The 25,202-nt window shown below is 63.7% G+C and carries 22 protein-coding genes and 1 tRNA gene; 11 read left to right on the top strand and 12 right to left on the bottom strand.

The genetic code is table 11. The features are described from left to right. Window positions 1-3: 3 nt before the first annotated feature. On the bottom strand, window positions 4-2,349 hold the full coding sequence (locus QM712_RS31425) for a glycosyltransferase (protein WP_415027039.1): 2,346 nt from the start codon (window positions 2,347-2,349) through the stop codon (window positions 4-6). Between the two features lie 291 nt (window positions 2,350-2,640). On the opposite strand from QM712_RS31425, the gene QM712_RS31420 reads away from it, so the two are divergent. Further along, window positions 2,641-3,777, top strand: a complete 1,137-nt coding sequence (locus QM712_RS31420) for a threonine synthase (protein WP_415027038.1) — start codon at window positions 2,641-2,643, stop codon at window positions 3,775-3,777. Window positions 3,778-3,875: 98 nt separating this feature from the next. Here QM712_RS31420 and QM712_RS31415 read toward each other — a convergent pair whose 3' ends face one another. After that, complete coding sequence (locus QM712_RS31415) at window positions 3,876-4,688, bottom strand: DUF2927 domain-containing protein (RefSeq protein WP_415027037.1); 813 nt, start codon at window positions 4,686-4,688, stop codon at window positions 3,876-3,878. Between the two features lie 81 nt (window positions 4,689-4,769). Next, the gene (locus tag QM712_RS31410; RefSeq protein ID WP_415027036.1) at window positions 4,770-5,345 is read right to left on the bottom strand and encodes a L,D-transpeptidase; all 576 of its coding nucleotides are present in this window, start codon (window positions 5,343-5,345) and stop codon (window positions 4,770-4,772) included. 266 nt (window positions 5,346-5,611) lie between these two features. Between QM712_RS31410 and QM712_RS31405 the strand changes: the two genes are divergently transcribed. The 5 genes from QM712_RS31405 (at window position 5,612) to greA (ending at window position 9,579) form a co-directional block, all read left to right on the top strand. Further along, the gene (locus QM712_RS31405) at window positions 5,612-7,159 is read left to right on the top strand and encodes an acetolactate synthase large subunit (RefSeq protein ID WP_415027035.1); all 1,548 of its coding nucleotides are present in this window, start codon (window positions 5,612-5,614) and stop codon (window positions 7,157-7,159) included. Between the two features lie 179 nt (window positions 7,160-7,338). Beyond that, a complete protein-coding gene (locus tag QM712_RS31400; RefSeq protein ID WP_415027034.1) occupies window positions 7,339-7,857 on the top strand; it encodes a hypothetical protein in 519 nt (172 codons plus the stop codon). A 159-nt stretch (window positions 7,858-8,016) separates the two neighbouring features. Then, the gene (locus QM712_RS31395) at window positions 8,017-8,376 is read left to right on the top strand and encodes a hypothetical protein (RefSeq protein ID WP_415027033.1); all 360 of its coding nucleotides are present in this window, start codon (window positions 8,017-8,019) and stop codon (window positions 8,374-8,376) included. Between the two features lie 143 nt (window positions 8,377-8,519). Beyond that, on the top strand, window positions 8,520-9,005 hold the full coding sequence (locus QM712_RS31390; RefSeq protein ID WP_415027032.1) for a hypothetical protein: 486 nt from the start codon (window positions 8,520-8,522) through the stop codon (window positions 9,003-9,005). A gap of 91 nt (window positions 9,006-9,096) precedes the next feature. Further along, complete coding sequence (gene greA / locus QM712_RS31385; protein ID WP_415027031.1) at window positions 9,097-9,579, top strand: transcription elongation factor GreA; 483 nt, start codon at window positions 9,097-9,099, stop codon at window positions 9,577-9,579. A gap of 36 nt (window positions 9,580-9,615) precedes the next feature. Here greA and QM712_RS31380 read toward each other — a convergent pair whose 3' ends face one another. Next, complete coding sequence (locus QM712_RS31380) at window positions 9,616-11,373, bottom strand: hypothetical protein (protein ID WP_415027030.1); 1,758 nt, start codon at window positions 11,371-11,373, stop codon at window positions 9,616-9,618. A gap of 230 nt (window positions 11,374-11,603) precedes the next feature. Between QM712_RS31380 and QM712_RS31375 the strand changes: the two genes are divergently transcribed. Next, the gene (locus QM712_RS31375) at window positions 11,604-12,752 is read left to right on the top strand and encodes a glycosyltransferase family 4 protein (RefSeq protein WP_415027029.1); all 1,149 of its coding nucleotides are present in this window, start codon (window positions 11,604-11,606) and stop codon (window positions 12,750-12,752) included. Here the strand turns inward: QM712_RS31375 and QM712_RS31370 are convergent. Genes QM712_RS31370 through QM712_RS31355 form a run of 4 tightly spaced genes read right to left on the bottom strand, consistent with a single transcriptional unit; the run spans window position 12,655 to window position 18,289 of the window. Next, a complete protein-coding gene (locus tag QM712_RS31370) occupies window positions 12,655-14,418 on the bottom strand; it encodes a glycosyltransferase (RefSeq protein WP_415027028.1) in 1,764 nt (587 codons plus the stop codon). The two genes, QM712_RS31375 and QM712_RS31370, sit on opposite strands and share 98 nt — an antisense overlap. Beyond that, the gene (locus QM712_RS31365; protein ID WP_415027027.1) at window positions 14,415-16,715 is read right to left on the bottom strand and encodes a glycosyltransferase; all 2,301 of its coding nucleotides are present in this window, start codon (window positions 16,713-16,715) and stop codon (window positions 14,415-14,417) included. The genes QM712_RS31370 and QM712_RS31365 overlap by 4 nt, the downstream gene beginning before the upstream one ends. An 18-nt stretch (window positions 16,716-16,733) precedes the next feature. Next, window positions 16,734-17,510 (bottom strand): ABC transporter ATP-binding protein, encoded by a 777-nt coding sequence (locus QM712_RS31360; protein ID WP_415027026.1) that lies wholly within the window; start codon window positions 17,508-17,510, stop codon window positions 16,734-16,736. Then, window positions 17,507-18,289, bottom strand: a complete 783-nt coding sequence (locus QM712_RS31355; RefSeq protein WP_415027047.1) for an ABC transporter permease — start codon at window positions 18,287-18,289, stop codon at window positions 17,507-17,509. Before QM712_RS31355 ends, QM712_RS31360 begins: the two co-directional genes overlap by 4 nt. Window positions 18,290-18,482: 193 nt before the next feature. On the opposite strand from QM712_RS31355, the gene QM712_RS31350 reads away from it, so the two are divergent. Then, entirely contained in the window at window positions 18,483-19,655 is a 1,173-nt protein-coding gene (locus tag QM712_RS31350; RefSeq protein WP_415027025.1) for a DegT/DnrJ/EryC1/StrS family aminotransferase, read from the top strand. Continuing rightward, window positions 19,652-20,278, top strand: a complete 627-nt coding sequence (locus QM712_RS31345; RefSeq protein WP_415027024.1) for a NeuD/PglB/VioB family sugar acetyltransferase — start codon at window positions 19,652-19,654, stop codon at window positions 20,276-20,278. The genes QM712_RS31350 and QM712_RS31345 overlap by 4 nt, the downstream gene beginning before the upstream one ends. 137 nt (window positions 20,279-20,415) lie before the next feature. On the opposite strand, the gene QM712_RS31340 is transcribed toward QM712_RS31345, so the two are convergent. From QM712_RS31340 to QM712_RS31330, 3 genes are all read right to left on the bottom strand, one after another. Further along, window positions 20,416-20,490 (bottom strand) — tRNA-Val (locus QM712_RS31340). A gap of 160 nt (window positions 20,491-20,650) precedes the next feature. Next, a complete protein-coding gene (locus QM712_RS31335; RefSeq protein ID WP_415027023.1) occupies window positions 20,651-21,949 on the bottom strand; it encodes a hypothetical protein in 1,299 nt (432 codons plus the stop codon). 118 nt (window positions 21,950-22,067) lie between these two features. Next, window positions 22,068-22,673, bottom strand: a complete 606-nt coding sequence (locus tag QM712_RS31330) for a DUF1134 domain-containing protein (protein WP_415027022.1) — start codon at window positions 22,671-22,673, stop codon at window positions 22,068-22,070. A 139-nt stretch (window positions 22,674-22,812) separates the two neighbouring features. On the opposite strand from QM712_RS31330, the gene QM712_RS31325 reads away from it, so the two are divergent. Then, window positions 22,813-23,298 (top strand): YHS domain-containing (seleno)protein, encoded by a 486-nt coding sequence (locus tag QM712_RS31325; RefSeq protein WP_415027021.1) that lies wholly within the window; start codon window positions 22,813-22,815, stop codon window positions 23,296-23,298. Here the strand turns inward: QM712_RS31325 and QM712_RS31320 are convergent. Continuing rightward, window positions 23,292-24,077, bottom strand: a complete 786-nt coding sequence (locus QM712_RS31320) for a 3'(2'),5'-bisphosphate nucleotidase CysQ family protein (RefSeq protein WP_415027046.1) — start codon at window positions 24,075-24,077, stop codon at window positions 23,292-23,294. The genes QM712_RS31325 and QM712_RS31320 overlap by 7 nt on opposite strands. Window positions 24,078-24,302: 225 nt before the next feature. Here QM712_RS31320 and chpT point away from each other — a divergent pair, with 225 nt between their 5' ends. Continuing rightward, complete coding sequence (chpT, locus tag QM712_RS31315) at window positions 24,303-24,956, top strand: histidine phosphotransferase ChpT (RefSeq protein WP_415027020.1); 654 nt, start codon at window positions 24,303-24,305, stop codon at window positions 24,954-24,956. Window positions 24,957-25,202 lie beyond the last annotated feature (246 nt).

Here is a 25,202-nt window from a genome sequence, read left to right as displayed (position 1 = left end):
GTCTCAATTCATCGGCGGGGATTGCGGCTGATCGATCGACGCATGCGCCTTGGAAGGGGCGGCGTCAATGTCGTGCTTGCCCCGCGGCGCGGTTCGGGCGCGGGCGCGCAGCGTCCGCACCCGGTGGACCAGTGCTCTGCGCGCCCGGGCGGCAAGCGCCCGGAGCCGCGACAGGGACGTGATCTGGATCGTCCTGACATGGGCGCCGAGCACGCGTTCGTCGTCATTGATCCCGGCGTCCTTCGGGCAGAAGGCATGTGCGCATGCTATCTCCAGCTCCACGCGGTCGCTCCCGGCGGCATCCCCGAGGTCGAGATCGAAGGACATCCGCCCGGATGACCTGATCTCGCCCTCGATCGGCTTGCCCCGATATTTCAGTGCGATCTCCCTGCAATGGAACGTCTCCATGAAGGTCAATTCGAGCCGGCAGGTCGAAGCCAGCCAGGCGCGCGGAAGCTGGATGGTCGCCGACGCTCCGTCGGTCCACCGGCCTCCGGGCTCGTCATGCAGCCAATTTCGTCCCAGGTAGCGTCGGTCATTGCCGCCGGCGCCGAAGCGGATGCGCCTGTCGACGGAATCGACCGAAGCAGCGGTCGCAGGCGCCTGGTCGAGGCAAGCCAGGAAGTCCGCGCGAAGTTGGCTCCTGTCGGCGACGGACTCCATCGCCAGGCTCAATGCGCGCGCGTGACTTGTCGCGGGCCACAGCAGCGCCGCCGCGGTGGAGACGTCGTCGCGGCGCTGCTCGAGCAGGGTATCGTCGTTCAGCAAGTCGAGAATCTGGTCTCGCATGTCGGCCGCGCTGTCCGCGGGCGGGATCAGGCGGAGAATCTCGTCGGGGAGGCCGCGCAGCGCGGTCCGCGTGGCGATCAAGGGATGCCCGGCAGCGATCGCTGTCAGCGTCTTGATGGCGATCCCCGTGCCGTGCAGATCCGGGCACACCGAAATGCGCGCGGAATCGCGCAAAGCGTCGACGTCGCCGACATAGCCGAGCCAGGCGGTCGCGGGCAGCCGGTCCTTCCAGGCTGGTTCGAGCACTTCGTTCACGCGCCCGGCGACGGCAATGCGAAGCGTGGACAGGCGGGGATCACCGGCGATCACGTCGCTCAGGAAGCGGTCGAGCGCCGGGATATTGAAATGATGCGGATTCATGATGATGAGAATGTCCCACCGGGCATCGTGCCCGGCCCTGGCGGCGGTGCGCACATAGGGACGCGGAAGCACGAACACGAATTGGGACGTGTGGCGCCGGATCTTCGCGAGATCGGATAGCGACAGCGCGATGCAGACATCGGCCAGACGCCAGGCGAGCCGTTCCAGCCTGACGTGCCGGCTCAGCGTTGCGAAATCCGGAAACGCCGCGGGGTGCCCGAACTCGCGCCACTGCGTCAGTCGCATGGAGGTGACGTCGTCATGGGTCTCCAGGACGAGCCTTGCGGCCGGGCAGGCCTTCAGCGCGAAGCCGAGGTGGAGGACGTAGTTGACGACGGCAATGTCGGCCCGGGCGACCATACGCGACATCAGGTCGTCGGGGATGACGAGCCGCATCGTGTTGCGAAGCGAATGGCGCTGCAGCTCGTACGCATTTTCGTCTTCGATGGTCTCGGGAGCTCCCGCCGTGCAGGCCAGCGTATCGATGTGAGGCGTCGCGTCGACATTCGCGTCCGCGACGGTCCCGATCATGCGCCGCCGCATCGACGGGCCCGGACCGCATTCGGGATCGACGATGATGCGCAGGACGAACCAGCCGCGGTCGAGCAGCGCGTCGATCTGGTTGGAGAAGACGGTATGGCTGCCGCCATACGGCCACGCCGGCTGGATGTGCACGGCGAGCATCTGATCGGCCAGCATGCTCTCGAACGTGCCCTCGCGGCGTTCGAGCAGCGCCGACAGGCCAAGCCCGGCCGCTTCGGTCCGCGCGAGAGCTGCGAGGCCTTCGCTGCGCAATCGTTCGACGGTGGCCGCGTCGCCAATGAACAGCGCGGATCGGAACGGCCAGGCGCTGCGCACCCGGTCACCCAGGCGATGAAAGCAATCCGAAGGCGTGTTTGGCGGGACGATGATGATGGAGGGAGCGTCAAACCGGGCCCGGCGTTCGAGCACTTGCATGGCGCGCAGATTGAAGAGCGATTCAATCCCGGTGAGAGACAGTCCCGACACGACGAAACCATCGAAGGATGGCGAAGCGGCGTGTAGGGCCTGGATGACGTCCTGATCGTTGCCGAACGCGAACCGGGATGGCGTCCAGGGAAAGAGCTGTCGCTGATCGGCGGCTAGACCCGAAATCAGACCGAGATCATCCGCATCGGCTCGAGGGGATATCCAGCCGATACGCAATGAACCGTCGTGCATTGGCGAAGAGCCCGAATTCCTTCTTGGGATATACCGGCGCCTTGGCGACGCCCTGAAATCGATGTGCTGCAAACGGGCGCGCGGCCGTGCCGCGCTGGTATCGGCCAAGAATACACTCTGGGACAGCAGAGGCAACCGGCCGGCCATGTGCCGTATCGCAGCGCGCCTCGAGATTTCCAGGCTGCCTGTCCGGCTTCGCGAGCGGCGCACGACCACCGGATCCCGATATGCGATCTGGACAGAACGCAAATCATCGGACACATCGTATGGGTCCTTTTCGGGAGACCTCCTGTGCCTGCCGCCAGCTACATCGATCCTCGCAACGGAAAACTCTATCCGCTGGACCAGCCGCGCTGGTGCTCTGACGAGCGTACGCCGCTTCTGGTGACGCCGGGCGTCGGGATGTCGCGCGAAGAGGTCGAAGGCCGTACGCGATCGCTCTGGCGCTACAGGGCCGCGCTACCCGTCGAGATCGGCAATCCGATCACGCTCGGCGAGGGGTGCACGCCTCTGGTGCAGCAGGGTTGGGGTGACCTGCGGCCGTTCTTCAAGCTCGAATGGTTCAACCCTACCGGCAGCTTCAAGGACAGGGGCTCGTCGGTGATGCTGTCCTTCCTGCGCCAGATCGGCGTATCGGCAGTGCTGGAGGACAGTTCCGGCAATGGCGGTTCGTCGATGGCGGGGCTCGGCGTCGCCGGGGGGATGTGCGTGAAGATTCTCGCGCCGGCCTCCACGTCACCAGCCAAGATCGCGCAGGTGCGCGCCTATGGCGCCCAGGTGCAACTCGTCGAGGGGCCGCGCGAGGAGTCGGAAGCCGAGGCCATCCGCCAGTCGAACGCGACGTTCTATGCCAGCCACAATTGGCAGCCCTTCTTCCTCGAGGGCACGAAATCGCTCGCCTATGAGCTTTGGGAGGATCTCGGATACCGAGCTCCCGACAACGTCATCGTCCCCGTCGGCGCGGGCAGCAGCCTGCTCGGTTGCGCCTTCGGCTTCCGCGAGTTGTTGAAGGCCGGCCAGATTTCAAAGTTGCCGCGCCTGTTCGCCGCGCAGCCGCTGAATTGCTCGCCGATCGATGCCAGCTTCAAGGCCGGCGTCGATACGCCGGTCGCGCGCGAGGTGAACAAGACCATCGCGGAGGGCACGGCGATCAAGCATCCGCTGCGTCTGCGCGAGATCATCGGGGCCTTGCGTGAAAGCGGTGGCGGCACGGTCGCGCTCACCGAAGAGGAGATCGTCGCCGCCCTGCGGCGGCTGGCGCACCAGGGATTGTTCGCCGAGCCGACCAGCGCGAGCGCGGCCGCCGCTCTGGAGAAACTGTCCGGCGCCCGCGCCATCAAGGCCGGCGAGACCACGGTGGCGGTGCTCACCGGGACCGGCCTGAAGGCCGCGACCATGGTTGCCGACCTCGTGGAGCAGGCCGGATAAGGCGCCGCCGCGAGGGGCGTGGCGCCGGTTTTCCGGCGCGAGCGACTTCGGATTCCTGAACAGCGCGAACCCCAAGCCGCCGGAACGATGGGGGCCGGCTACTCCGCCAGATTGTTCACCCGCTTCACCCACGCACGCACGTCGGCGAGCACTTCGGGCAGCACCGCCTTCACCGCCTGCACCGTCATGCCGGGCTTGACGCGGGGATCGTAGAGCAGGTTGAGGATGTATTGGTCGTAGACGTCGAAATAGCCCATCGAGACGTTGTCGTTGAACATGGTCCACGGAACGCTTGCGGTGTCGTTGATCGGGCCGAGCGATTGCAGCAATTCCTCATAGGCGCAATCGAGGAAGATGAAATCGCCGTTGTCGACGGTGAGGATGACGTCGGAATGCTCGATCTCGAAATTGTCGTTCTTGCGGAAGCCGGACAGGCATTGCGGATCGAGCGAGGTGCGGATCTCGCGCGCCTTCTCGGCGCCGTAGAAACTGGAAATCGTGCGGTAGAGATCGCGATCGCGCACGAGCTTGACCCGCACGTTCGCCGTCTCGCTCGTGTCGGTCATGTCGATGTCGAGATGCTGCACGCGCTTGCCGATGTCGGCCACGACCCTGGCGAGTTGCGCCTTGCGGTCGGCGCGGTCGCTCTCGGCGTAGACGCGCACCGGCCCGTCGAACTTTCGGATGCGGTCGACGCGCCCGGCGAGATGGTATTCCGCGCCGAACGCGGTCTTCAGGAAACCCTCGACGATCTCGCCGTCGGTGAAGCTCTTCTTCTCGACGCGCTGGCGCGAGGCGATCGCGGGCAGCTCGCCGGCGTCAGCCGTGGTCGCGGTGTCGCCGGTAAACAAGAGCGCTGCGAGCGCCACGAGGGCGAGGCGGAAGCCGGAGAGCGGGCTCAATGCTTTCATCGTTGCGCGACGCTGCCGCATTCGCGGCGCGTGCACAAGACGGCAAATTCGCGCGCCGTGCGGGTTCCCTCTATCGGCGGGCTAGTTCAGCACCACCACCGTCGTGCCGACCGAGACGCGGCCGTAGAGGTCGCTGACGTCGTCATTGGTCATGCGGAAACAGCCCGAGGACACCGCCTGGCCGATCGTCTCGGGTTCGTTCGACCCGTGGATGCGGTAGAGCGTCGAGCCGAGATACATCGCGCGCGCGCCGAGCGGATTCTCGATGCCACCCTTCATGTGGCGGGGCAGGTCCGGCCGGCGGGCCAGCATCTGTGACGGCGGGGTCCAGTCCGGCCATTCCTTCTTGGCCGTGATCTTGTGCACCCCGCCCCAGCGGAAGCCGTCGCGGCCGACGCCGATACCGTAGCGCAGCGCCTGGCCGTTCTGCAGCACCAGATAGAGCCGCCGCTCGCTGGTGTTCACCACGATCGTGCCTGGTGCGTAATTGCCGGCATAGGTGACCGTGGTGCGGGGGATCGGATTGGCGCCGGACCGGAAGAAGTTCGGGCCGCCGCCCATGATGTCGCGCGAGTCGAACTCTTCCGCGAACGCGCCGCCCGCAAAGGCCGTCAGGAGCGCGATGGCTGCAATCGGCGCGGCGAAAATCCGGATCATTGTAACCCCCAGCAAAAAAATCGATTCAACCAGAACCAGAGGCCATATTTGCGGCTGTTCTGCAACCCACGGCCCCGTGAGCGGCGTCTTCCCCTGCGATTGGCGTTACCAAATCCGGAAGCGTTCCTGCCTGCGGACAAAGCACGCCAGGCCGGCGTTTCACGGCGCCGGGCAGGGCAGCAATGCCCGCTATTGCTTTGACGGGACCGGCGAACAATGATTGATCGGACGGGTCGCTGGAGATTGCCGGTTTCGGGAGCTGAAGAATGAACGGTGCGGAAAGCCTGGTACGGACAATGGTCAAGGGTGGGGTCGACGTCTGCTTCACCAACCCCGGCACATCCGAGATGCATTTTGTCGCAGCGCTCGACCGCGTCCCCGGCATGCGCTGTGTGCTCGGCCTGTTCGAAGGCGTGGTGACGGGGGCAGCCGACGGCTATTTCCGCATGAAGGGAACGCCGGCCTCGACCTTGCTGCATCTGGGCCCCGGCCTCGCCAACGGCCTCGCCAACCTGCACAATGCCAAGAAGGCGAACTCCGGCATCGTCAACATTGTCGGCCAGCACGCGGTCTACCACATCGGCTACAATGCGCCGTTGACCTCGGACATCGAGGGGCTCGCCCGGCCGATGTCGTCATGGGTTCGCACCTCTCCGGATTCCAAATCGGTCGCTGCCGACGGCGCCGCGGCGATCGCCGCGGCCAGGAGCGCTCCGCCCCAGATCGCGACCCTGATCCTGCCTGCCGACACTGCGTGGAACGAGGCCGACGGTATTGCCGAGGTCCCGGCCGAGCAGCAGCGGGCCAGCTATTCGCCGCAGGCGGTCGAGCAGGCCGCCAGGATCCTGCATGGTGACGGCGAGGGCACGCTGCTCCTGATGACCGGCAGCGCACTCAGCGAGCAGGGCCTGGCGCTGGCCGAGCGCATCGCGAACAAGACCGGCTGCACGGTGATGGGGCCGACCTTCCGTCCCAGGATGGCACGCGGCCGTGGCCGCTTCTCGATCGACCGGATCCACTACGTGATCGAGCAGGCGCTGCCGATGCTGGCGAAGTTCCGTCACATCGTGCTGGTCGAGTCCGACGATCCCGTGGCCTTCTTCGCCTATCCGAACAAGCCGAGCATGCTCAAGCCGGAGGGCTGCGAGGTGCATCGCATGACCTCCTGGGGCGAGAATTCGGTCGCGGCGCTGGAAGCGCTCGCCGGCGCAGTGAAAGCCACCGCGAAGGACGTCAAGCCGCAGCCCCTGCAGGAACTGGTCAAGCCGACCGGGGCGCTCACCCACGCCTCGATCGCGCAGTCGATCGCCTACGCGATCCCGGAGAACGCGATCCTGGTCGACGAATCCCTGACCACGGGCCGCGCCTTCTTCCCGCCGACGGCCGCGGCGGCGCCGCACGACTGGCTCCAGAACATGGGCGGCTCGATCGGCTTCTCCACCCCGCTGTCGATCGGAGCCGCGATCGCCTGTCCGGACCGCAAGGTGATCTGCATGGTCGGTGACGGCAGCGCGATGTACACGATCCAGTCGCTGTGGACGCAGGCTCGCGAGAACCTCAACATCGTCACCATCGTGTTCGCCAACCGCATCTATCAGATCCTGCGCGGCGAGTTCGACAATGTCGGCGCCGGCGAACCCGGCCAGCGCGCCAACGACATGCTCCGGCTCGACCGGCCGACGCTCGATTTCGTGGCGTTGGCGAAGGGCATGGGCGTGCCCGGCCGCGCGGTCACCAATGCGGACGAGTTCAACAAGGCGCTGGCCGAAGCCGTGGCCGAGCCGGGGCCGCGTCTGATCGAAGTCCAGATGTGAGGACCGGCCGATTGCGCCGCGACGTCCCGCCCTCATCCCGCGGAGCCCGCTTCATGCGGGTGTCCCGGAGGACTGCTATGGGGGGATAGGGGTCTTCATGGTTCGGGACGCGTTCCACGCGGCTTGCCTGAGGGTCTTGTGACGGCGCAACTGGGCGCGCGGGATGGTCGGGGGGCAAGATGCAGACCGAGCTGAACAAGGTGATCGCCGCGGTCGGGGACTTCTACGCGCACGAGGACTTCCTGTTCGAAAAGGACGTTGGCGAACGCTCGGTGACCCACCGCTTCGCCGTCTATCTCGAACGGCAATTCCCGGGATGGTCGGTCGATTGCAACTACGACCGGCTCGGCGAGCGCACGCTGCATCTGCCGCGCGGCTCCATCATCTCGACCGACGATCATTTGGGCAAGTCGATCTATCCCGACGTCGTCGTGCATCAGCGCGAGATCCCGAACAACCTGCTCGCCGTCGAGGTCCGCAAGGCGAACAATCACACCTCGCTCGAATACGATCAGCACAAGCTGAGGGCGCTGACCGATCCGCACGTCTGGTTCGCCTATTGGGTCGGGGTGTTGCTGGTGCTGGCGAGGCACAACGTGACGGTGTCGGAGGTCTATGTCGGCGGCATCGTCGATCGGCCGCTGTCGCTCTGGTTCGCCGCGCGCCTGGAGGAGATCGGCCTCGGCGCCGCCCCCTGAGCCCGCTTCGGCGGAGCGGATGCGAGGACGAGCATTCTCTTATGTGATCTCGGCCACAGTTCGTGGCCCGGTTCCGTCCTATTGTCAGCGGACTTGCACACGTCGATCCCGCGGGACTACGCTTCCCTCATTCGGATCAGGTTTATTTTGGAGGTTCTGATGCAAAGGTCATATCTGCTGGCTGCGACGGCGGCGCTGGCGCTTTTCACGCAAACATCGCTGGCGTCGGCCCAGAGCGCACCGGCCGCAGCGCCGCCTGCCGCGACCTCCGCGCCTGCCGCAACCTCCGCGCCGGCCACGACGGCTGCGCCTGCGGCCACCACGGCCCCGAGCGCAACCACCGACACCGCGAGCCCCGCGACCGATTCGAAGAAGAGTGCGTCGAAGAAGCCCGCGAAGAAGAAGATGACCCGGCAGCAGGAGATCGACCATTCGATCGACAGCGGCACGGTTCCCGCGCGCTATCGCAGCTCGGTGCCGAAGCAGTACCAGCAGTATATTCCGTTCGATAAGCAGTGAACGATCGCATGGCGGCGCGACCCGATCCGGTGTTGCGCCGCAGGCCTCGCGACGTCGCGAGAGGCCGCATGGGACCGGATCTGCTCATCTTGTGGCGCTCGACCCTCGTGGTGCTAGAGTAGACGGGAGCACCGGGGGGAAACATGAGTGAGGATGGGAGGGATGCTGGTCTGGTCGCGATGATCAGCAGCATCCTGGGAGGCGGCAAGCGCACCGAGACCGTAGAGCCTCCCGTGCTTGCCGAGGTTCCGCCGAGCGCGCCGTCGAACGGAGCCGAGGCGCCCCTCGTACCGACCCCGCCAGAGCCGTCGTCGACGCATCAGGACGAGTCCGATGCGGCGACGGATTCCGTGAAGCCGATCGAGGCACCCGCTCACGTCACGGCGCAGCCGGATGGCAAGCGACGACTCCCCGCCGAGGCGATTGCCGAGCTCGTGCTCGGCGAGTTGCGTAAGATCGAGAGCTTTCCGGCATCGGGTGCCTCGGTGACCGTCTACGGCTATCGCCACTGGAACGCCATGATCACCTTCGCGCCGTTCTCGACCACGTTCCAGAACGCGACGCGGTTCCGCCAGGCGCTGCCCGATCTCGTGTTCAAGCTGCGACGTTTCGTCGAACTCGAGATCTAGATCGGGTATGATCGCCGGCGGATGGTCGCGCGTTCTCCCGAATTTCGGGCCGCGCGCCGCCGCATTCGAGACAGTGCGATAGGATATTCAGTTGAGCGTCGCGTTTACGAAAGAAGAGAGCGCCGAAACCGCGTCCGAGACGCTGTTGCCGGATCGCCCGATCTCGCCTCATCCCAATCTGGTGACGCAGACAGGCTTGCGGGCGCTGGAGGCCCAGCTTGGGCAAGCACGCGAGGCCTATGAGGCCGCGCAGCAGATCGAGGACGTCAACGAGCGACGCCGGCAGTCGGCGGTTCCGCTGCGCGACATCCGCTATTTCGGCGAGCGGTTGCGCACGGCCCAGCTAGTCGCTGATCCAGCGTCGATCGAGACCGTCGCTTTCGGCAGCACCGTGACCTTCAGCCGAGCCGACGGCCGCGTGCAGACCTATCGCATCGTCGGAGAGGATGAGGCGGATCCGAAGGCCGGATCGATCTCCTTCGTGGCTCCGGTCGCGAAGTCCCTGATGGGGAAGGCCGTGGGAGACGTCGCCGGTTCGGGCAGCCAGGAGATCGAGATCCTGTCGATAGGATAGCGGCGCTGTCCCGGCGATCGCGACGCGCGCATCGCCTTAGCAACGACGGAACGAATAGAGCAGCCGGCGCGAGTCCTCAAAGATCTTGCACGACGTCTCGTCGAGATTGGCGGCGAACGCCCGCCATTCGTCTTCGCTCAGGGGCGCCTTGTCGATGACCGCGCCGTTGAATCCCATCGCGGCGGCAGCGCCGGCAAGGCCGTGCGGTTGATTGTCGCGAAGCATCTTCTCGATGATCTGGTAGCTCGCCTGGTCAAGGCGCGAACCATAGCTCCAGCGCGTCGTCGAGCCCTTGCGATCAAGCACGAAATAGGCCTGCAGCGACAGCATGTCATACGACCGCTGCGGGGCGGTCTCTGGCCATGCGGCATGCGGCAACTGAAGCACCGCCGTGAGGTTCTCCCTGTCCTTCGCGGCGAGCAATTGCCTGATGCTGGCGATGTTCTCGACCATGGCCGGACCGTCCATGATCGCGCGATGATATCGCGCCAGACCATTGACGCTCGGAAGCATGCTCACCAGCAGCGCCGCGAGGACGAGACCCGCTCCGATCTTCGACAGCAGTCGGCGCGCCAGAAGAATGTCGACGGTCGCGAGCAATACGACCAGTGCAAAGAATGCCAGGAATGGAATGATCCGGTCGGTCGCCCGGATCGAGGGATTGATGAACAGGCCGAAATAGTAGGCGAGGCCCCCTTCCATCGCGTAGATGATGCCGAATGCGATGCTCGCGGTGGCGAGCAGGATCAGCTGCGATTGATACGATCGCGGTCCGGTCGTATTGGCGAGAATGGGCAGGATCACCGGCGAGGCGAGCATCACCAGCGTCAGCGTCAGGCCCGGCCAGTCAGGCATGTTGTGCGGGTATTTCAGATAAGGCCAGAAAGCGACGTACTCCTGACGAACCCACGCCATTCTCGGGATGTCGTCGAACAAGTGCGTCGCTTCGGAGAAGTTGAGGCCGAACACGAGCTGGGCCCCTGCGATCCGTTTCGTGGGAGGGATCGCCCCGGTCAGGATATCGGGCAGGGCACTTCCGTAGCCCGTGACCATCAAGAGGACGAGGACGCCGGCGGTGACCACGCAAATGCTGACGGCCGGTTGCCATTGCTGCCGCGATATTCCACCGACAGCGCCGAGAAACGCGATGAACATCAGCGAGAAGAACGCGTAGTAGACCCCGGACGTCGCCACCACGAGCAGAGACAGCGCGGCGCCGCTCAGCCGCCATGCCAGAATTTCCGGATATAGGCCTACCCGCAACGCCAGCGCGACGCCAAGCGGTGCCGAATAGTAAAGTGCCAGGAAATCGTGGGAGAAGGCGCGGATGACGAGCCACGGCGACACGACGTAGACGATTGCGCCGAAGATGGAGAGCCAATGGTTGAATCTCAGCGATCGCAGCGCAAAAGCGCTTGTGGCGAACATCGCTGCGACACCAGCCACGTACAACAGGTAGTAAACCGGGGCCGGCCCGTCGCTGAACCAGGCAACCATCCGCATGAACGCGCGATAGCTGAAGTCGAACGACGGAAAGTAGGCATTGTCCTGAATTTCCGGAAATGCGAGGTATGGATTCACCCGGAACCCAGCGCCGTTCACGTAGTTCTTGGCGAAGTTGAGGGTGTAGAAACTGTCGTTGCTCAGCGAAAGCAGCGAGAAGGGCTTGATCGAGCCGAAACCCAGGAGCAGCCAGCAGGCGATCAGCCCGGCCACATAGGCCGCGATCAGCCGAAGCGAAAGCGAGCGTGGTGGTCCAGTTTCTTCGACCTTTGAGGAATGAACGATCTGCATTCTTGTGTTCCGGACATGGAGGCGCGACCCCAATCCGGAGCGTCCATGCCGCCATACGTATCGAACGAATGCCGGCGACGAAAGCCCGGAATCGCAGCTTGTCACAGGCTGTGCCGCCTCGATTTTTCCGCGAAAGTTGCAATTGAGTCTCGGCCACAGCTAAAGAGGTCCGCGGCGGGCTTGAATGCTTGCGGAGCGCGAGGCCCTGAAATGTCTGCTTGGAGAAAAACTTGAGGGTCCTGCATTTCTTCAAGACCTATCGCCCTGAATCCTATGGGGGGATCGAGCAGTTCATTTTCCAGCTCGCGCATGGGTCGAGCCGGCGCGGGCTGGAGGTCGAGGTGCTGTCGCTGAGCTCCGATCTCGACGATCAATCTGAGCGGTTCGACAATCACACCATTCATCGTGTCAGGCGCGATTTCGAGATCAGTTCGACCGGGTTTTCGCTTCGCTCGTTCGGGAAATTCAGGCGCCTCGCGCAGCAGGCTGATGTCCTGCATCTGCATTTTCCATGGCCGTTCGCGGATCTGGTGCATCTGCTGGCGAACGTCTCGAAGCCGGTCGTGCTCACTTATCACTCCGACATCGTACGGCAGCGGATGTTATTGAAGCTGTACGCGCCGCTGATGCGCCGGTTCCTCGGGAGCGTGGATCGGATCGTCGCGACGTCACCCAACTATTTGAAGACGAGCGACGTGCTGTCCGGTTTTGCCGGGAAGACGGAGGTGATCCCGATCGGGTTGGACCGCGACACCTATCCGCCTTACGATCCCTCCTTGCAGGACAAGTGGCCGTTCCTCAAGGGAAAGCGCTTCTTCCTGTTCGTCGGTGTCCTGCGCTACTACAAGGGGCTTCATATTCTGCTCGATGCGCTTCGGGGAACGGATCATACGATCGTCATCGTCGGAGCGGGTCCCATCGAAGGCGAGTTGCGGCAGCATGCGAGCGACGTCGGGCTGACCGATGTCCACTTCCTGGGGGCGGTCAGCGACGATGAAAAGGTCGCGCTGCTCAACTTTTGCCATGCCGCGATATTCCCGTCGCACCTGAGAGCGGAAGCCTTCGGGATCTCCCTGCTGGAGGCGGCGATGTACTCCAAGCCGCTGATTTCGAGCGAAGTCGGCACCGGCACGAGCTATGTGAACGTCGACGGCGAGACAGGCATCGTCGTGCCGCCGAGCGATCCGGGTGCACTCAGGCGCGCCATGGACGTCCTGCTGGATCAGCCGGACCTGGCCAGCAAGATGGGGACGGCGGCCGGTCAGCGATATGAGCGCTATTTCAGAGCGGACCAGATGATCGACCGCTATCTGGATCTCTATCAGCGACTGCTCTCGGAGCGGAGCTCGACGCCCGGTCGAGCGGGAACGTCCCGCTGAGTATCTGCTCCGCGCCCGCGTCCACCTCGCCCAGTGATCCAATCGCCGATCCCGCGGGAGACGTGGCGATCTTGTCCAGCAGGCCGATGTAGTCATCGACGACGTCGCTCCAGGAGCGCCTTGCGAGTTCCTGATACAGGGGCAACTGCTTCTCGAGCAGAACTTGCCTGTTCGCGAGGCCCCATTCGATCCTTCTTGCGATGTCCATCCAGTCATAGGGATCGAACAGCATCATGTCCTGCAGTTCTGGATCCGTCACGACCTCCTGCGTGACGGCAATGCGCGCCATCACGGCAGGCGTTCCGACCGAGAGGGCTTCGGTGAAGGTGAAGGGGCATCCGCCTTCGCTCAGACTTGGATTCACCGCAAGGTCCGCCAGCCGGTAGCAGGCGGCAAGTTCTCGTTCCGATATTTCGCGGAGAAACAGCACGTCGTCCCAGAGGTTGTTCTGGCGAACGTATTCCGCGATCTCCGGCATGGCTTGAGGATCTCCCGTCAAGACCAATTTGTGGGAGATGTATCTTGTCCGGAGCAGGTAGCGGTACGCCCGGATGAGGTTGAGGACGTTCTTGTTCGGGCGGATCTGACTGGCGTAGAAAATGAACTGCGTCGCACCAAACCGGCCGGCGTCAGACTGGCCGGCCTGCTTGGCGAGGGCCATGCGGAACAGGGTGGCGCAATAGGCGTCGATGGACCTTCTGGTGTCGGTCCCGCCGGAGATCGCGATGGCGCCATCCAAATTGCTGGCGCCATGCGGAATGACGGCAACGAGGTCGGGGGCGATCTGATACCGGTCGACCAGGACGTCGAACTTGGTGGCCTCGCTATACGCGGTGAAGTACGTTCCACGCCTGATGGCGTCTCCGACCGCCTCGAACGTTTCGAGAAAGCGCTGTCCGTTGACCAGCGCGAAGCCGACGGGAAGCTCGGCTAGCACCACGTCGGGCACGCAGATCAATCGTGGAGCCGTGATGCCGTTGAATTGCGGCCAGAACGCCGTTGGCGAGTACCACGCCCGAACATCCCGGCGCAGGTTGATCTGCCTGTTGAGTGTGCGCGCCTCCGCCTCCTCCATGAAGCGATAGAGGCGCAGCGTGAGGTTGTTGTCTTGCGGAGCCCGGGTCGTCTTCCGTATCAGCCCGGCGAAATGTATTTGGCCTTTCGTCCAGAGCCGATGAACCCTGCGACCTTTGAAGGCGGAGAGGATAGCCGGCAGGATGCGCAACACGAGATAAGCCAAGACAGCAAAAGGAGCAGCGAGGACGATCAGGGCCGCCAGGACGAGAGGGTTGTGCGTTGTCGCTGCGAGACGGCCGGCTCGCGTGGCCAAGCGGCTTCCCGTGCGCTTCAACGTTCCGGCGAACCTGCGGATGAAGGAGCTGCGGGGCCGGCGCTTATACGCCTGATAGGCTTCGTAGTACTCGAACAGCTTCAGCAGAAGCGGACGTTCTCTCGGGCCGATGATCTCGATGGCCGACGACGGGATGGCGAAGTGATCGAATAACTCCTTCAAGGTCGGCCGCATCCAGCTCGGGCATGCAACGACGAAGTTGACGTCCGGACGCGAAGCGGCTTCCTTCAGGAATGCGGCGAGCACGCGCCCAAGACCCTGCGCGCGCAGGTCGACCTTGGGGGGATAAAGAAGATAAATGCCGAAGGTCCTCACGCGAACTCCTTGACGGCCTGCCAGTAGGCTCGGGCGACGTGATTGGAACCCAGCTCATCAAGCTGCTTCCTGGAGGGAAGGTGTCGTCGAAGGCTCTGGCAACTTTCCTCCATCAGCTTGAGCTTTGCTGCCATGTCGATGGCGCTGGCTGGATCCGACCAGCTCAAGTTGAGCCCAAATTCGCGATCCATTTCGCGCATCGCCAGATAGTCACTCGAAAGGGACGGAACGCTCAACGAGGCCGCTTCAACGGCCGAGAAGGTGCCGTTGTCTATTCGGGCGGGGTGCCAGAGAAATGCGGCCCGATACAGTGTCGCGCGAAAGGCTCGATCGGACAGCTCACCGAGAATACGGATGTTGTGCCTGATGTATTTGTTCGAGCGGTACCATCCCTGCAATTGCTTCAGATGCGGAAGGTCGCTGCTCAGCATGCGGTTCGTGTCGACCCCGGTGATAAAGCATTTCAGCTTTCCGCCGTGGTCCTCGTAGTACGAGGCGAGAGCTTCAAAGGCATTCTCGTGGTTCTTGTGTTCGGCGAGATTCGTCGTCCAGACGAAATAGGGCGATGGCGACGCATCGTTCGGCAGGTCTTCCAGGCCCTGGGTCGAGAAGGATGGCGCGAGCATCGGCAGCTTGATGAGCTTTTCGGCCGGCAGACCTACGAATTGCCTTGCATCGGCCGCGGTGAATTCCGTCGTTACGACGACGGCATCCGCGCAATGCGCGCGATCGATGAATTCCCGGCCCGCGCCGTCATGCAAGATCGGGCTGTAGCGCTGCAGATAGTCGTGGACGACGAGCAGGTGGGGACGAACCGGCAGCAGTGGATGGCTGAGGCGATCGGACACGACGATCCAGAGATCGCAATCCATGAGATGATTGATCCCGTCGTCGGGAACCATGTACGTGGAATGCTTGAGTGTGCCCCTCAGCCCGGCATATGCGGCCGCTCGCGTTGCCTCGCCGGTGGACAGGATCCGCCATCGGAACGGCCGACGATCGATCCCGGCAGGGAGATCGTCGAACTGATCGGGCCGGTAAGAAGGTGCGTCAATATGAGCGAACACGATTTTCGCTTCCGAGCCGTCCTGCCGGCTGCCGTTCAGCAGAGTCTTCGCGAGAAGTTTTGCCGCCTTGAGACTGCCGCCGCGATACTCGACGGGCAGGATCACAGCGATCTTCTTGTCCTTCCGCAATCGCGGATGCAGTTCGCGTGCGCGCTCGTCCGCCAGGCGTCCGAGCATCTTCTGCAGGCCCGAACGCCAGATCGGTTCGCAATGATCCGCCGTCAGTGATTCCAGAAGCACGCTCTGGGATGACCGGATCTGCTCGATGAGCCCTTTGTCGCCGCGGAGAATGCGTTCGAGCTTTTGCCTTGCCTGCATGGGGCTCGTGCATCGGCCCGGCAGTGCCCGCCCGCCGAGCCGGTCGAGCATTCCGCCGGCCATGAAGACGAGCGGCATGCCCGCCTTGACCGCTTCGAACGGATGATAATGGACGTGGTTCGGCTCGCTGCTGTGATAGTACATCACGGCCAGCCGACGCATCATGACGTCGTACTCGGCGGCGGGGACGTAACCCAGTACGTTGGGGTCCTGAACCGGGACGGGCTGTGCGCCGGCCACGACATAGGGCAATCCGGAGAACGATTGCCGGAAGGTCTTGTAGACGCCCTGATAGTAACTGTTGAGTTGGAGGTCCGGACAAACGAACAGAATTCGCTTGTCGTCCCCCGTCCAGCCGTCGCGAACCGATGCGTCGGCCAAGCCTACCGGCAAGTGCACGGCACGCTCGGCAAGCCAGCGCGGCTCGGCTTCCGCAAGATGACTGTAGCCCTGGCCGAACCAGAAGTTTCGCGCGGTTTCGTGCGACCAGCTCGGGCCTTCCCATCCTTCAAGCAGGTTCAGCACATGGCTGTAGGACTTCGGAGGATCCTGAAGCCCATACGTTCGCCAGACCTTGACGCCGCGAAAGTGACGGGTCATCGACTTGAGGAACCGGGTGTCCAGCAGGATGAAGAACAGAACGTCGAAATGGGCATTGGCCGTCTGCCAGGCCTCGACGCCGGGGTCCTTGTACCAGTCGACGCGGTTCAAGGCGTCCAAATCGGCCGGCGGAATCGTGAGGTACTGGTCTTCGGAATAGTCCACCGATGCCGAGCGAAACGAAGGGTCCGCAGGGTAGACCTTGGGCAGAAACACCTCCTCGATCCCGACCTGCTTGAGCATCGGTACTTCGAATTTGCGGGCGGTGCCGTGATTCAGCAGCCACATTGCGCGCAGCGGTCGGCGTTTCAACTTGGACTCCGGACGAATTCAGTTCGATCTTGCCTGCGATGGCGAGACGTCGGTGAGATTGTTCAAGGACAGGTACGAGCTGATCGCGTCGTTGATCTCGCCGTCGAACACCAGCCGACCCCGGTCAAGCACCAGGCCGCGGCTGCACAGCGTTCTGAGAGACGAGAAATCGTGCGAGGCGAGAACGAGCATCTCGGAATTGTCGATCAGCGATCGTATCCGCGTCTGCGCCCTGCGCATGAAGGCCGCGTCACCGGCACCGATGACTTCGTCGATCAGGAGGATGTCGCCTCCGACCGACGTTGCGATGGCGAATGCCAGCCGAACCTGCATGCCGGCGGAATATGTCTTGACGGGATAGTCGATGAATTCGCCGAGATCGGCGAATTCGACGATCCCGTCCTCCATCTTCTGCATCGCGCGCGGCGTCATGCCCATGAGCAGACCGCGGTACAGTATGTTCTCCCGGCCCGACGCATCGGGTTCGAAGCCGAGGCTCAGGTCGAACAACGATCTGATCCGCCCTTCGATATGCCGGTGGCCGGCCGAGATGGGATACAGTCCGGCAAGCATTTTCAGAAATGTCGATTTGCCCGCGCCGTTCGATCCGATGAGCGCCACGCGTTCACCGGGCGAGACCTCGACCGTGATTTGTTTCAGCGCGTGGATATCGTCGATCCGCCGCGCCTTTCCTCCGCTCGTGACGAGCGAGGCCAGGGCGCGCTTGAGCGACCGCTCCCTGAAGGCGACGGAGTAGTAGTGAAGGTCGACGTCCCGAACGCAGATGCGGCTCATAGATAGTAGATGACCTTCTTCTCCGAGAGCGATCCGACCAGCACGGCCAGGACAGACAGCCCCACGGCCGTCGCACAGGCAAAGCCGTAATTGGCGAGGGATGGCCACTCGCCGTTCAGCAGCGGTGCGCGAACGATCTGGAGCAGGTGATAGATCGGGTTGCCATCGACCAGAGCGTCCAATCCGGCGCCGCGGAAGATCTTCGGTTCGAAGTAGATCGGCGAGACGAACCAAAGTGCCTGAAGAACGAGGGTCAACGCCGGCGGAAGGTCCCTGAACCGCGCGCCGATATACGCCAGGATGGTCGCGAGCGGCCATGCGATGAAAACCAGGAGCGGCAGGATCGTCGGGACGGCCAACCAGGACCATCCGAAGTTCTGAGGCTTCCAGAGCAGGACCCAGATGATCAGTGCGGTGTTGGCGCACAGGAATACGGCCAGGTTCGTCAGGATCGTGCGCAGGCTGTAGATCGCAAGAGGGTGGGGATACTGCTTAATGTAAGCGTCGGCCTGAACGAACGAGAGGCACCCGCCCAGGATCGAAGCCGTCACGAAATCCCAGAGGACGATTCCGGAGAGGATATACGGCGCGTAGTCGGCGATGTCGCTGTGAAAGATCTTTCCGAACACCACGGAGAGCAATGCGGTCAGGCCCAGCGGCTGCAGCACCGTCCACAGCATGCCGAAATATGATCGTCTCCATCTCGCGCGAAGATCGGACAGCGCGAGGTGCGTCCAGAAGTACCGTATTTTCCACACACTCGAAAAATAACGAGCCAGCGGGTGGCCGAGGACGACGTGTGATTCGCTCCGATTGCTTTCGCTGCTGGGCGAGAACGCATACGTCGTCATAGTCAAGCGTCCACTTTGTCCAAGTAGCAATCAATTGAAACACCAATCGACTGTGTTACTATTGCGTGTATTCAGTCAAGTTATCACCGGCGGTTAGTGTCGGTGCTTTGGGACGTGGGGAATGGGTAAAAGTTCCGAAAGGCGCGAGCACCGCGGCGCAGTACAAGCCACGGTGGCTGCGGAGCCTGCAATCAGCGGTCTGATTCCCTTGTATCGTCCGTATCTTGGCGGCAGGGAAAAAGAGTACGTCAACCAGTGCATCGATTCCACGTGGATTTCGTCGCGGGGCACCTTCGTCGAGCGTTTCGAAAGGGCGTTCGCGCAGCAAATCGATGCGCCTTACGCTACGACGGTCTGTAACGGAACCGTTGCTCTTCATCTGGCCCTGGAGGCACTTGGGCTGGAACCCGGTGACGAGGTCATCGTCCCGACGCTGACCTACGTCGCGTCGGCGAATGCCGTCGTTCATGCGGGTGCGAAGCCTGTCTTCGTCGATTCGCTCGAAAGCACGTGGCAAATGGACCCGGCGGATGTTCGGCGGAAGATCGGTCCGCGTACGAAGGCGATCATGGTCGTCCATCTGTACGGACATCCGTGCCCCATGGACGAACTGCTCGGTCTTTGCGCCGAGTTCGGGTTGAGGATGATCGAGGACTGCGCCGAGGCCTTTGGCACGCTCTACAAGGGTACCCATGTCGGCAATTTCGGCGATTTCGCAACGTTCAGCTTCTTCGGCAACAAGACGATCACCACGGGCGAGGGGGGCATGGTGGTCAGCAGGAACCGGGAGCTGATCGACGCCGCCTATCATCTCAAGACGCAGGCCGTGTCGCCGGATCGCGAATATTGGCATGACGTCGTCGGATACAACTACCGCATGACGAACATCTGCGCCGCGATCGGATTGGCGCAGTTGGAAAATGCCTCTGCGGTGCTGAAGAAGAAGCGCCAGATTGCCGCATGGTATCGCGAGGGCCTGCACGGGCTACCATTGCGAATGCTGGATGAAGAGCCCGAGACGACGAACTCGTTCTGGATGTGCTCGCTCGTCGTCGATGATGCCTGCCATCGGCAGCCTCTCAGGGACTGGTTGATGGCCGCGAACATCGAAACTCGTCCGTTGTTCTATCCGTGCCATACGCTGCCGCACTTCAAGACAGACGAGACACTGCCTGTCGCGGAGTCCTTGAGCATCCGGGGTATAAACGTGCCGAGCTTTCCGGCGCTGACCCAGGAGAACGTGATCTCCGTCTGCGGCGCCGTGAAGTCGTACTTCAAATCACTGCCCCAATGAGGGGCGGCGCCGGGCTCGTCATATTGGGGTTCGGAGGTCACGCACGGAGCGTCGCCTCGATCGCATTGTCGTCCGGCTTCGAGGCGCTGTTGTTCGTCGACGAGAACGCCAGGCCGGGCGAGACCTTTCTCGGTTTTCCGGCCGTCACGGCGCTTGAAGGACGGGATTTTCCGGATGGGTGGGTCTGTATCCCCGCCATCGGCGACAATTGCAGCCGCGAGCGGCAATATGAGCTGGCAACGGCTGCGGGTTGGCCTTTGGGGAACGTGATCGCCGAGACCGCCACGATTGCGTCCGATGCGGAGATGTCCACGGGATGCTTCGTCGGACATCACGCCCATGTCGGCCCTTCCGCGCGCGTCGGTGCGGGATGCATCGTCAACACGGGCGGAATCGTCGAACACGAATGCGTCGTCGGGGATTTTTGCCACGTCTCCGTGAACGCGGTCCTGGCGGGTCGAAGCAAGCTCGGCATGCGCGTATTTCTCGGCGCAGGCGCGAGCGTGATCGACGGTATCGCGGTGTCGGGCGACATCACCATCGGTGCGGGAGCGGTCGTCATTGAATCGCTCACCGAGCGAGGCCGCTATGTCGGGTGCCCGGCAAGACGATTGAACGATTAGCCAGCGATCGTCGTGAACAGCGCCATCGGTCGAGGCATCGACGACCCAGGGCAGTCGAGACCGCAAGCAGCCATCATTCTTCAAGCAGCCATCATTCTTGAAGTGGGGCGGAAGCACCCTTTATCGAGGCTTCGAGGTGGTGGGCGCACAAGGGATCGAACCTTGGACCTCTCCCGTGTGAAGGGAACGCTCTCCCGCTGAGCTATGCGCCCGGGACCATCATGCAGACGGCCGGACTTTTCGACCGGCCGGCACATCGAAGCCCGCGATTTAGAAGTGTGGGCCGAGGGTGTCAAGTTTTCAGGCGCCTCGCGGCTTGAAAACCTTCCGCAGCTCACGGAATTCGGCCGCCAGCCCGCGTTTTGGGTCTGCTCACGCGCCCTGCTGGCGGGCGCGGGAGGCGTGGGCCTGCAGGGCACGGATGCGCTCGGCGAGCGTTCCACCGCCCTCCGGCAGGCTGGCCGTAGCCGCGCCATTCGCGGCGGCGCCGTTGGCCGGGCGCGGCGCGGGCTTGGGAGCCTGGCCCGCCTCGGCCGCAAGCAACGCCTCGATCGGCGAATTGGGGCCTTCGAGCTGCATCGCGAGCTTTGCGACCTCGGCGGCTATGTCGTTGATGCGCTCGCGCAGCAGCGCATTCTCCATCCGCTCCGTCGCCCAGGAGCTCTCCGCCTGCTGCTGGATCGCGTTCATGTCGCGCTGGAGCTTGGCGCGTTCGTCGCGCGCGGTCTTGAGCTGGTCCTCCAGCGCGGCCTTTTCCGTGCGGAGCGTTTCGACCGCGGCCGACGATTTGCCGCCGCTCAGCGCGGCGATCTCGACGCGCAATTCCTTGATGATGCGCTCGGCACCGTCATTGGTCTGGCGAAGCTGGTTGTTCTCATAGTCGCGCTCGGCAAGCAGCTTGCCCTGCGTGGCGAGGCGCCCTTCGAGGTCGCCGACGCGCCCCGACAGCATCTCGGCTTCCTTCACCTGCGCGACGAGCTGACGGTCGAGCTCGGTGACGCGTTGGCCCAGGTTCTCGACGCGCCCGCGGGCGTCTCCGAGCTCGCGCGAAGCGGTTTCGGAATCCGAACGTTCCTGCGTCAGCCGCGCCTGGGTGGCGGCAAATTCCTTCTCGGCGTCGCCGACGCGGTTCTTGAGCTGCTCGATCTGCGCGCGCACCGCGACGAGCTCGACCTGGCGGCTTTCCGCCATCATCGAGCGGTCCGAGAGCTCGGAATTGATCTTGGCCAGTTCGCCCTGCTTGTCGGTCAGCGCCTGTTCGGCCGTGCGCAGCGACTCGGTCTTGGCGTTGAATTCCTCTTCGGTGGCGCGGAGCTGCTCCTTGACGGCCTTCTCGCGCGCCTCGAGCGCGAAGATCGTGGCGTTCTTCTCGCCGAGCTCGATCTTCATGCGGTTGATGGCATCGCTCTTCTTGCCAAGTTCGGCGAGCTGGCTCGTGGTCTTGTTCTTGAGCTGCTCGACGCTCATCTCGAGCCGGCGCGCCGACATGGCGAATTCGGCGCGGAGCTGGTCCTTGTCGGCCTGGATCTCGGCCATGGACAGAGGCGTCGCGGCCTCGAGCCGGCGCGTGGTCAATCGCACCGCGCGGTTATGCACCAGCGGTACGAGCGCGAGCCCGCACAGCATCGAGAGCAGGAAACCGATCGCCAGGTACATGATCGGTTCGACCATGGGCCAGAACTCCGAGAGCTAAGGAAAAATTTACCAACGACAATGCATGCCGGGCCGGCAAAAAGCCAGCCCCGCCCTGTCGTTAACGTGAATCCGGAACCGGCCGGAGAACGAAGCCCTAGAACGGGTTCCAGGTCGCTCGCGGGGTGTATTTCAGGTAGCCGATATTGGCCCCGAGCCGCAGGCCGAGACCCGAGCGGATCGGCACCAGCACGATGTTGTTGGCGGTGAGCGCCGTCATGCCGAAGCCGCCAATGATATAGGCCGAGCCGTCGATCCCGCCGAAGCGCTGGTAGATCGCGTTGGTGGCGGGCAGGTTATAGACCAGCGTCATGGTGCGGGCGCCGTCGCCGCCCCAGTCGAAACCGAGCGAAGGACCCTGCCAGTAGACGCGCAGGTCGCCCGCGTTCTTGGTGTAGAGCGTGCCTTCGCCATAGCGCAGGCCGGCGACGAAGGCGCCGGAGCCTTCCTCACCCAGGATGTAGCCGTTCGGCAGGCCCCACTGGCTGACCGCCTTCTCGATGATCGAGGCGAGTCCGCGCGAGACGTTGCCGAAGAAACGGTGGCCGGCGTTTACGAGTTCGTCGGGCCCGTAGGTGTTGGGCGTCGGGGTGCGCTGCGGCGGCGGCAGGTCGGGCGGCGGCGCCTGCTGGGCGGAAACCGGCACGATCCAGCCGACCAGCGCGGCGAGCGCGACTGCGGCAAGGCGTGATGCGAAAGTCATAAAAGAACCCCTGGTATCGAATCCGGTCGCTTCCTTAACCTGACGCCAACAGGCGCGGCACTAGGTTGCGCCGAATGTCCCCTCGACTCGGATGTTATCCGTAGCAACTATGACGGCACAACGGCAGGAAGATAGCCCTTTGCGCCCCGGAATTGCCTTGATCGGTCTGCTGGCCTGCCTGCTGGCCGGCATCTGGACGGCCTGCCCGGGGCGGACGGCGCAGGCGGCCACCACCGAGCGCATCGTCGTCAATCGTTTCAGCGGGGTCGCCATCGAAGGCTTCGATCCCGTGGCCTATTTCGTCGACGGCAGCGCCGTGCAGGGGACGGCGGAGTTCGAGGCGAACCTCTGGGGCGCGGTCTGGCGCTTCCGGAACGAGGGCAACCGGGCCTCCTTCCTGGCTCACCCCGAAATCTATGGACCGCAGTTCGGCGGCTACGACCCGGCCGACATCGCGCGCGGAGTGACCATCGCGGGCAATCCCCATTTCTTCGTGGTTTCGGCGCAGCGCCTCTATCTGTTCAGCCGGGAAGCCAACCGGGATGCCTTCGCGGCCAATCCGGAGCGTTTCCTGTTCGAGGTCGGCAAGCGCTGGCCGGCGCTTCAGGAGCAGCTCAGTCAGTAGGATGCGGCCGCCCGCGGGTCCCCCCAGGCGATGAATCCCGGGATGATGAAGCCGGTATCGTTCCGCTGGCCGAAGCGGAGTTCGCCGCCGCTCTCGTCGGTGACCTTGCCGCCCGCGGCGGTCACGACCGCGTAGCCGGCTCCGACGTCCCATTCCGACGTCGGCCCGAAACGGGGATAGATGTCGGCGCTGCCCTCCGCGATCCGTCCGAACTTCACGGCGGAGCCGACCGTTTTTCTCACGGCATTGGGCCGGCCGTCGATGAACGCCTCGCTTCGCTTGTCGCCATGCGAGCGGCTCACCGTCGCAATCCATGGCTCGCCCTGTTCCGGCAGCCTGCGGGTATGGATCGGCTCGGCGGTAACGATGGCCGGGCCTTTGAACGTCACGCGCTCGGCGCCGCGGCCGACGATGCCGCGCCAGAGCAGGCCGAGCGCCGGCGCGGACACGATGCCGAGCAGCGGCACGCCCCGGGTCACGATGGCGAGGTTGACGGTGAACTCGTTGCGGCCCGCGACGAATTCCTTGGTGCCGTCGAGCGGATCGATCAGGAAGAAGCTGTCGCGAAACGGCGGGACGGCGGACTGGGTCCGCTCTTCCGAAAGCGTCGGCACGTCACCGGCAAGTTGTGCCAGGCCGTCGGCGATGACGCGGTCGGCGGCGAGATCGGCGTCGGTCACCGGCGAGCCGTCCTGCTTGCCGTCGACCCGCATCGCCGCGCGGTTGACCGCGAGGATCGCCTCGCCTGCCTGCACCACCAGCGCCGTGAGCGGCTCCATCAAGCCGGACGCGGCTTCACCGTCGATGATCCTCACCTGTATGCCTCATTCACCGGCAAGTCTGGCCTCTCTTCGTTGATTCGCCTGCGGGTTTATGGCCGCTTCGAGCCTATCGCAAGCTAGCTGCCACGGGCTTGCGAATGTTAGAACCGTCCGCATCCGTCAAGCATGCGTGATTCGCCGCGTCCGCGCCGTGCAATTCCAGGAACCCTCCAGGACCCCTTTATGTCTGGCACCTCGACACCCGGTACCGCTACTGCTCCCGATATGCTCGAACTCGCCGCGCTGCTGTGCTCGCGGGTCTGTCACGATCTCATCAGCCCTGTCGGCGCCATCGTCAACGGGCTCGAAGTTCTCGACGACAATCCCAAGCCCGAGGACCGGGAATTCGCGCTCGACCTGATTCGCAAGAGTGCCAAGACCGCGTCCGCCCGCCTGCAGTTCTGCCGGCTCGCTTTCGGCGCTGCCGGCTCCTCCGGTGCGCAGATCGACCTCGGCGATGCCCAGAACATGGCGCGCGGGCACATCGAGGACGGCAAGTGCACGATCACGTGGAATCTGCCGCGGCTGCTGCTGCCCAAGAACCGCGTCAAGCTGCTGCTCAACATGCTCGTCATTGCCCAGCACACGATTCCGCGCGGTGGCATGCTGACGGTCGATCCGCTCGGCGACGGCGAGACCATGAGCTTCCGCGTCACCGCCACCGGACACAACGCGCGCCTGCCGCAGAACATCGCCGAGCTGCTCAGCGGCGAACGCGGGCCGGCCGCCGATGCGCACGCGATCCAGCCTTATTATACGCGGCTGCTGGCGCAGGCTTGCGGTCTCACCGTGACGCTCACGCCGGAAGGCGAAGCCATCATCGTTGCCGCGACCTAAACGCGCGCGCTCGTACCGTTAATCGAATCTTTACAAGGCGCTTCGGCTTGTCCGGAGCGCCTTATCCATTTGTTGGTTCCGTTCTTTTGCACATACTCAACCATTATTAAACGCTTTGCGGTGAAGCTGGCCCCCATTCTGAAATGGCGCATCACGAGTCGTGCGTATCCTCCCTGTATGAAGGCCGGTTTTCATGGATGATCTGTTGCGGGAGTTTTTGACGGAGACGAGCGAGAGCCTGGACAC

Origin of the sequence: Bradyrhizobium sp. (assembly GCF_047605465.1) — a bacterium.
Taxonomy (GTDB): Bacteria; Pseudomonadota; Alphaproteobacteria; order Rhizobiales; family Xanthobacteraceae; genus Bradyrhizobium.
The sequence above is the reverse complement of the archived record's forward strand: the minus strand, read 5'-3'. Positions and strand labels throughout refer to the sequence as shown.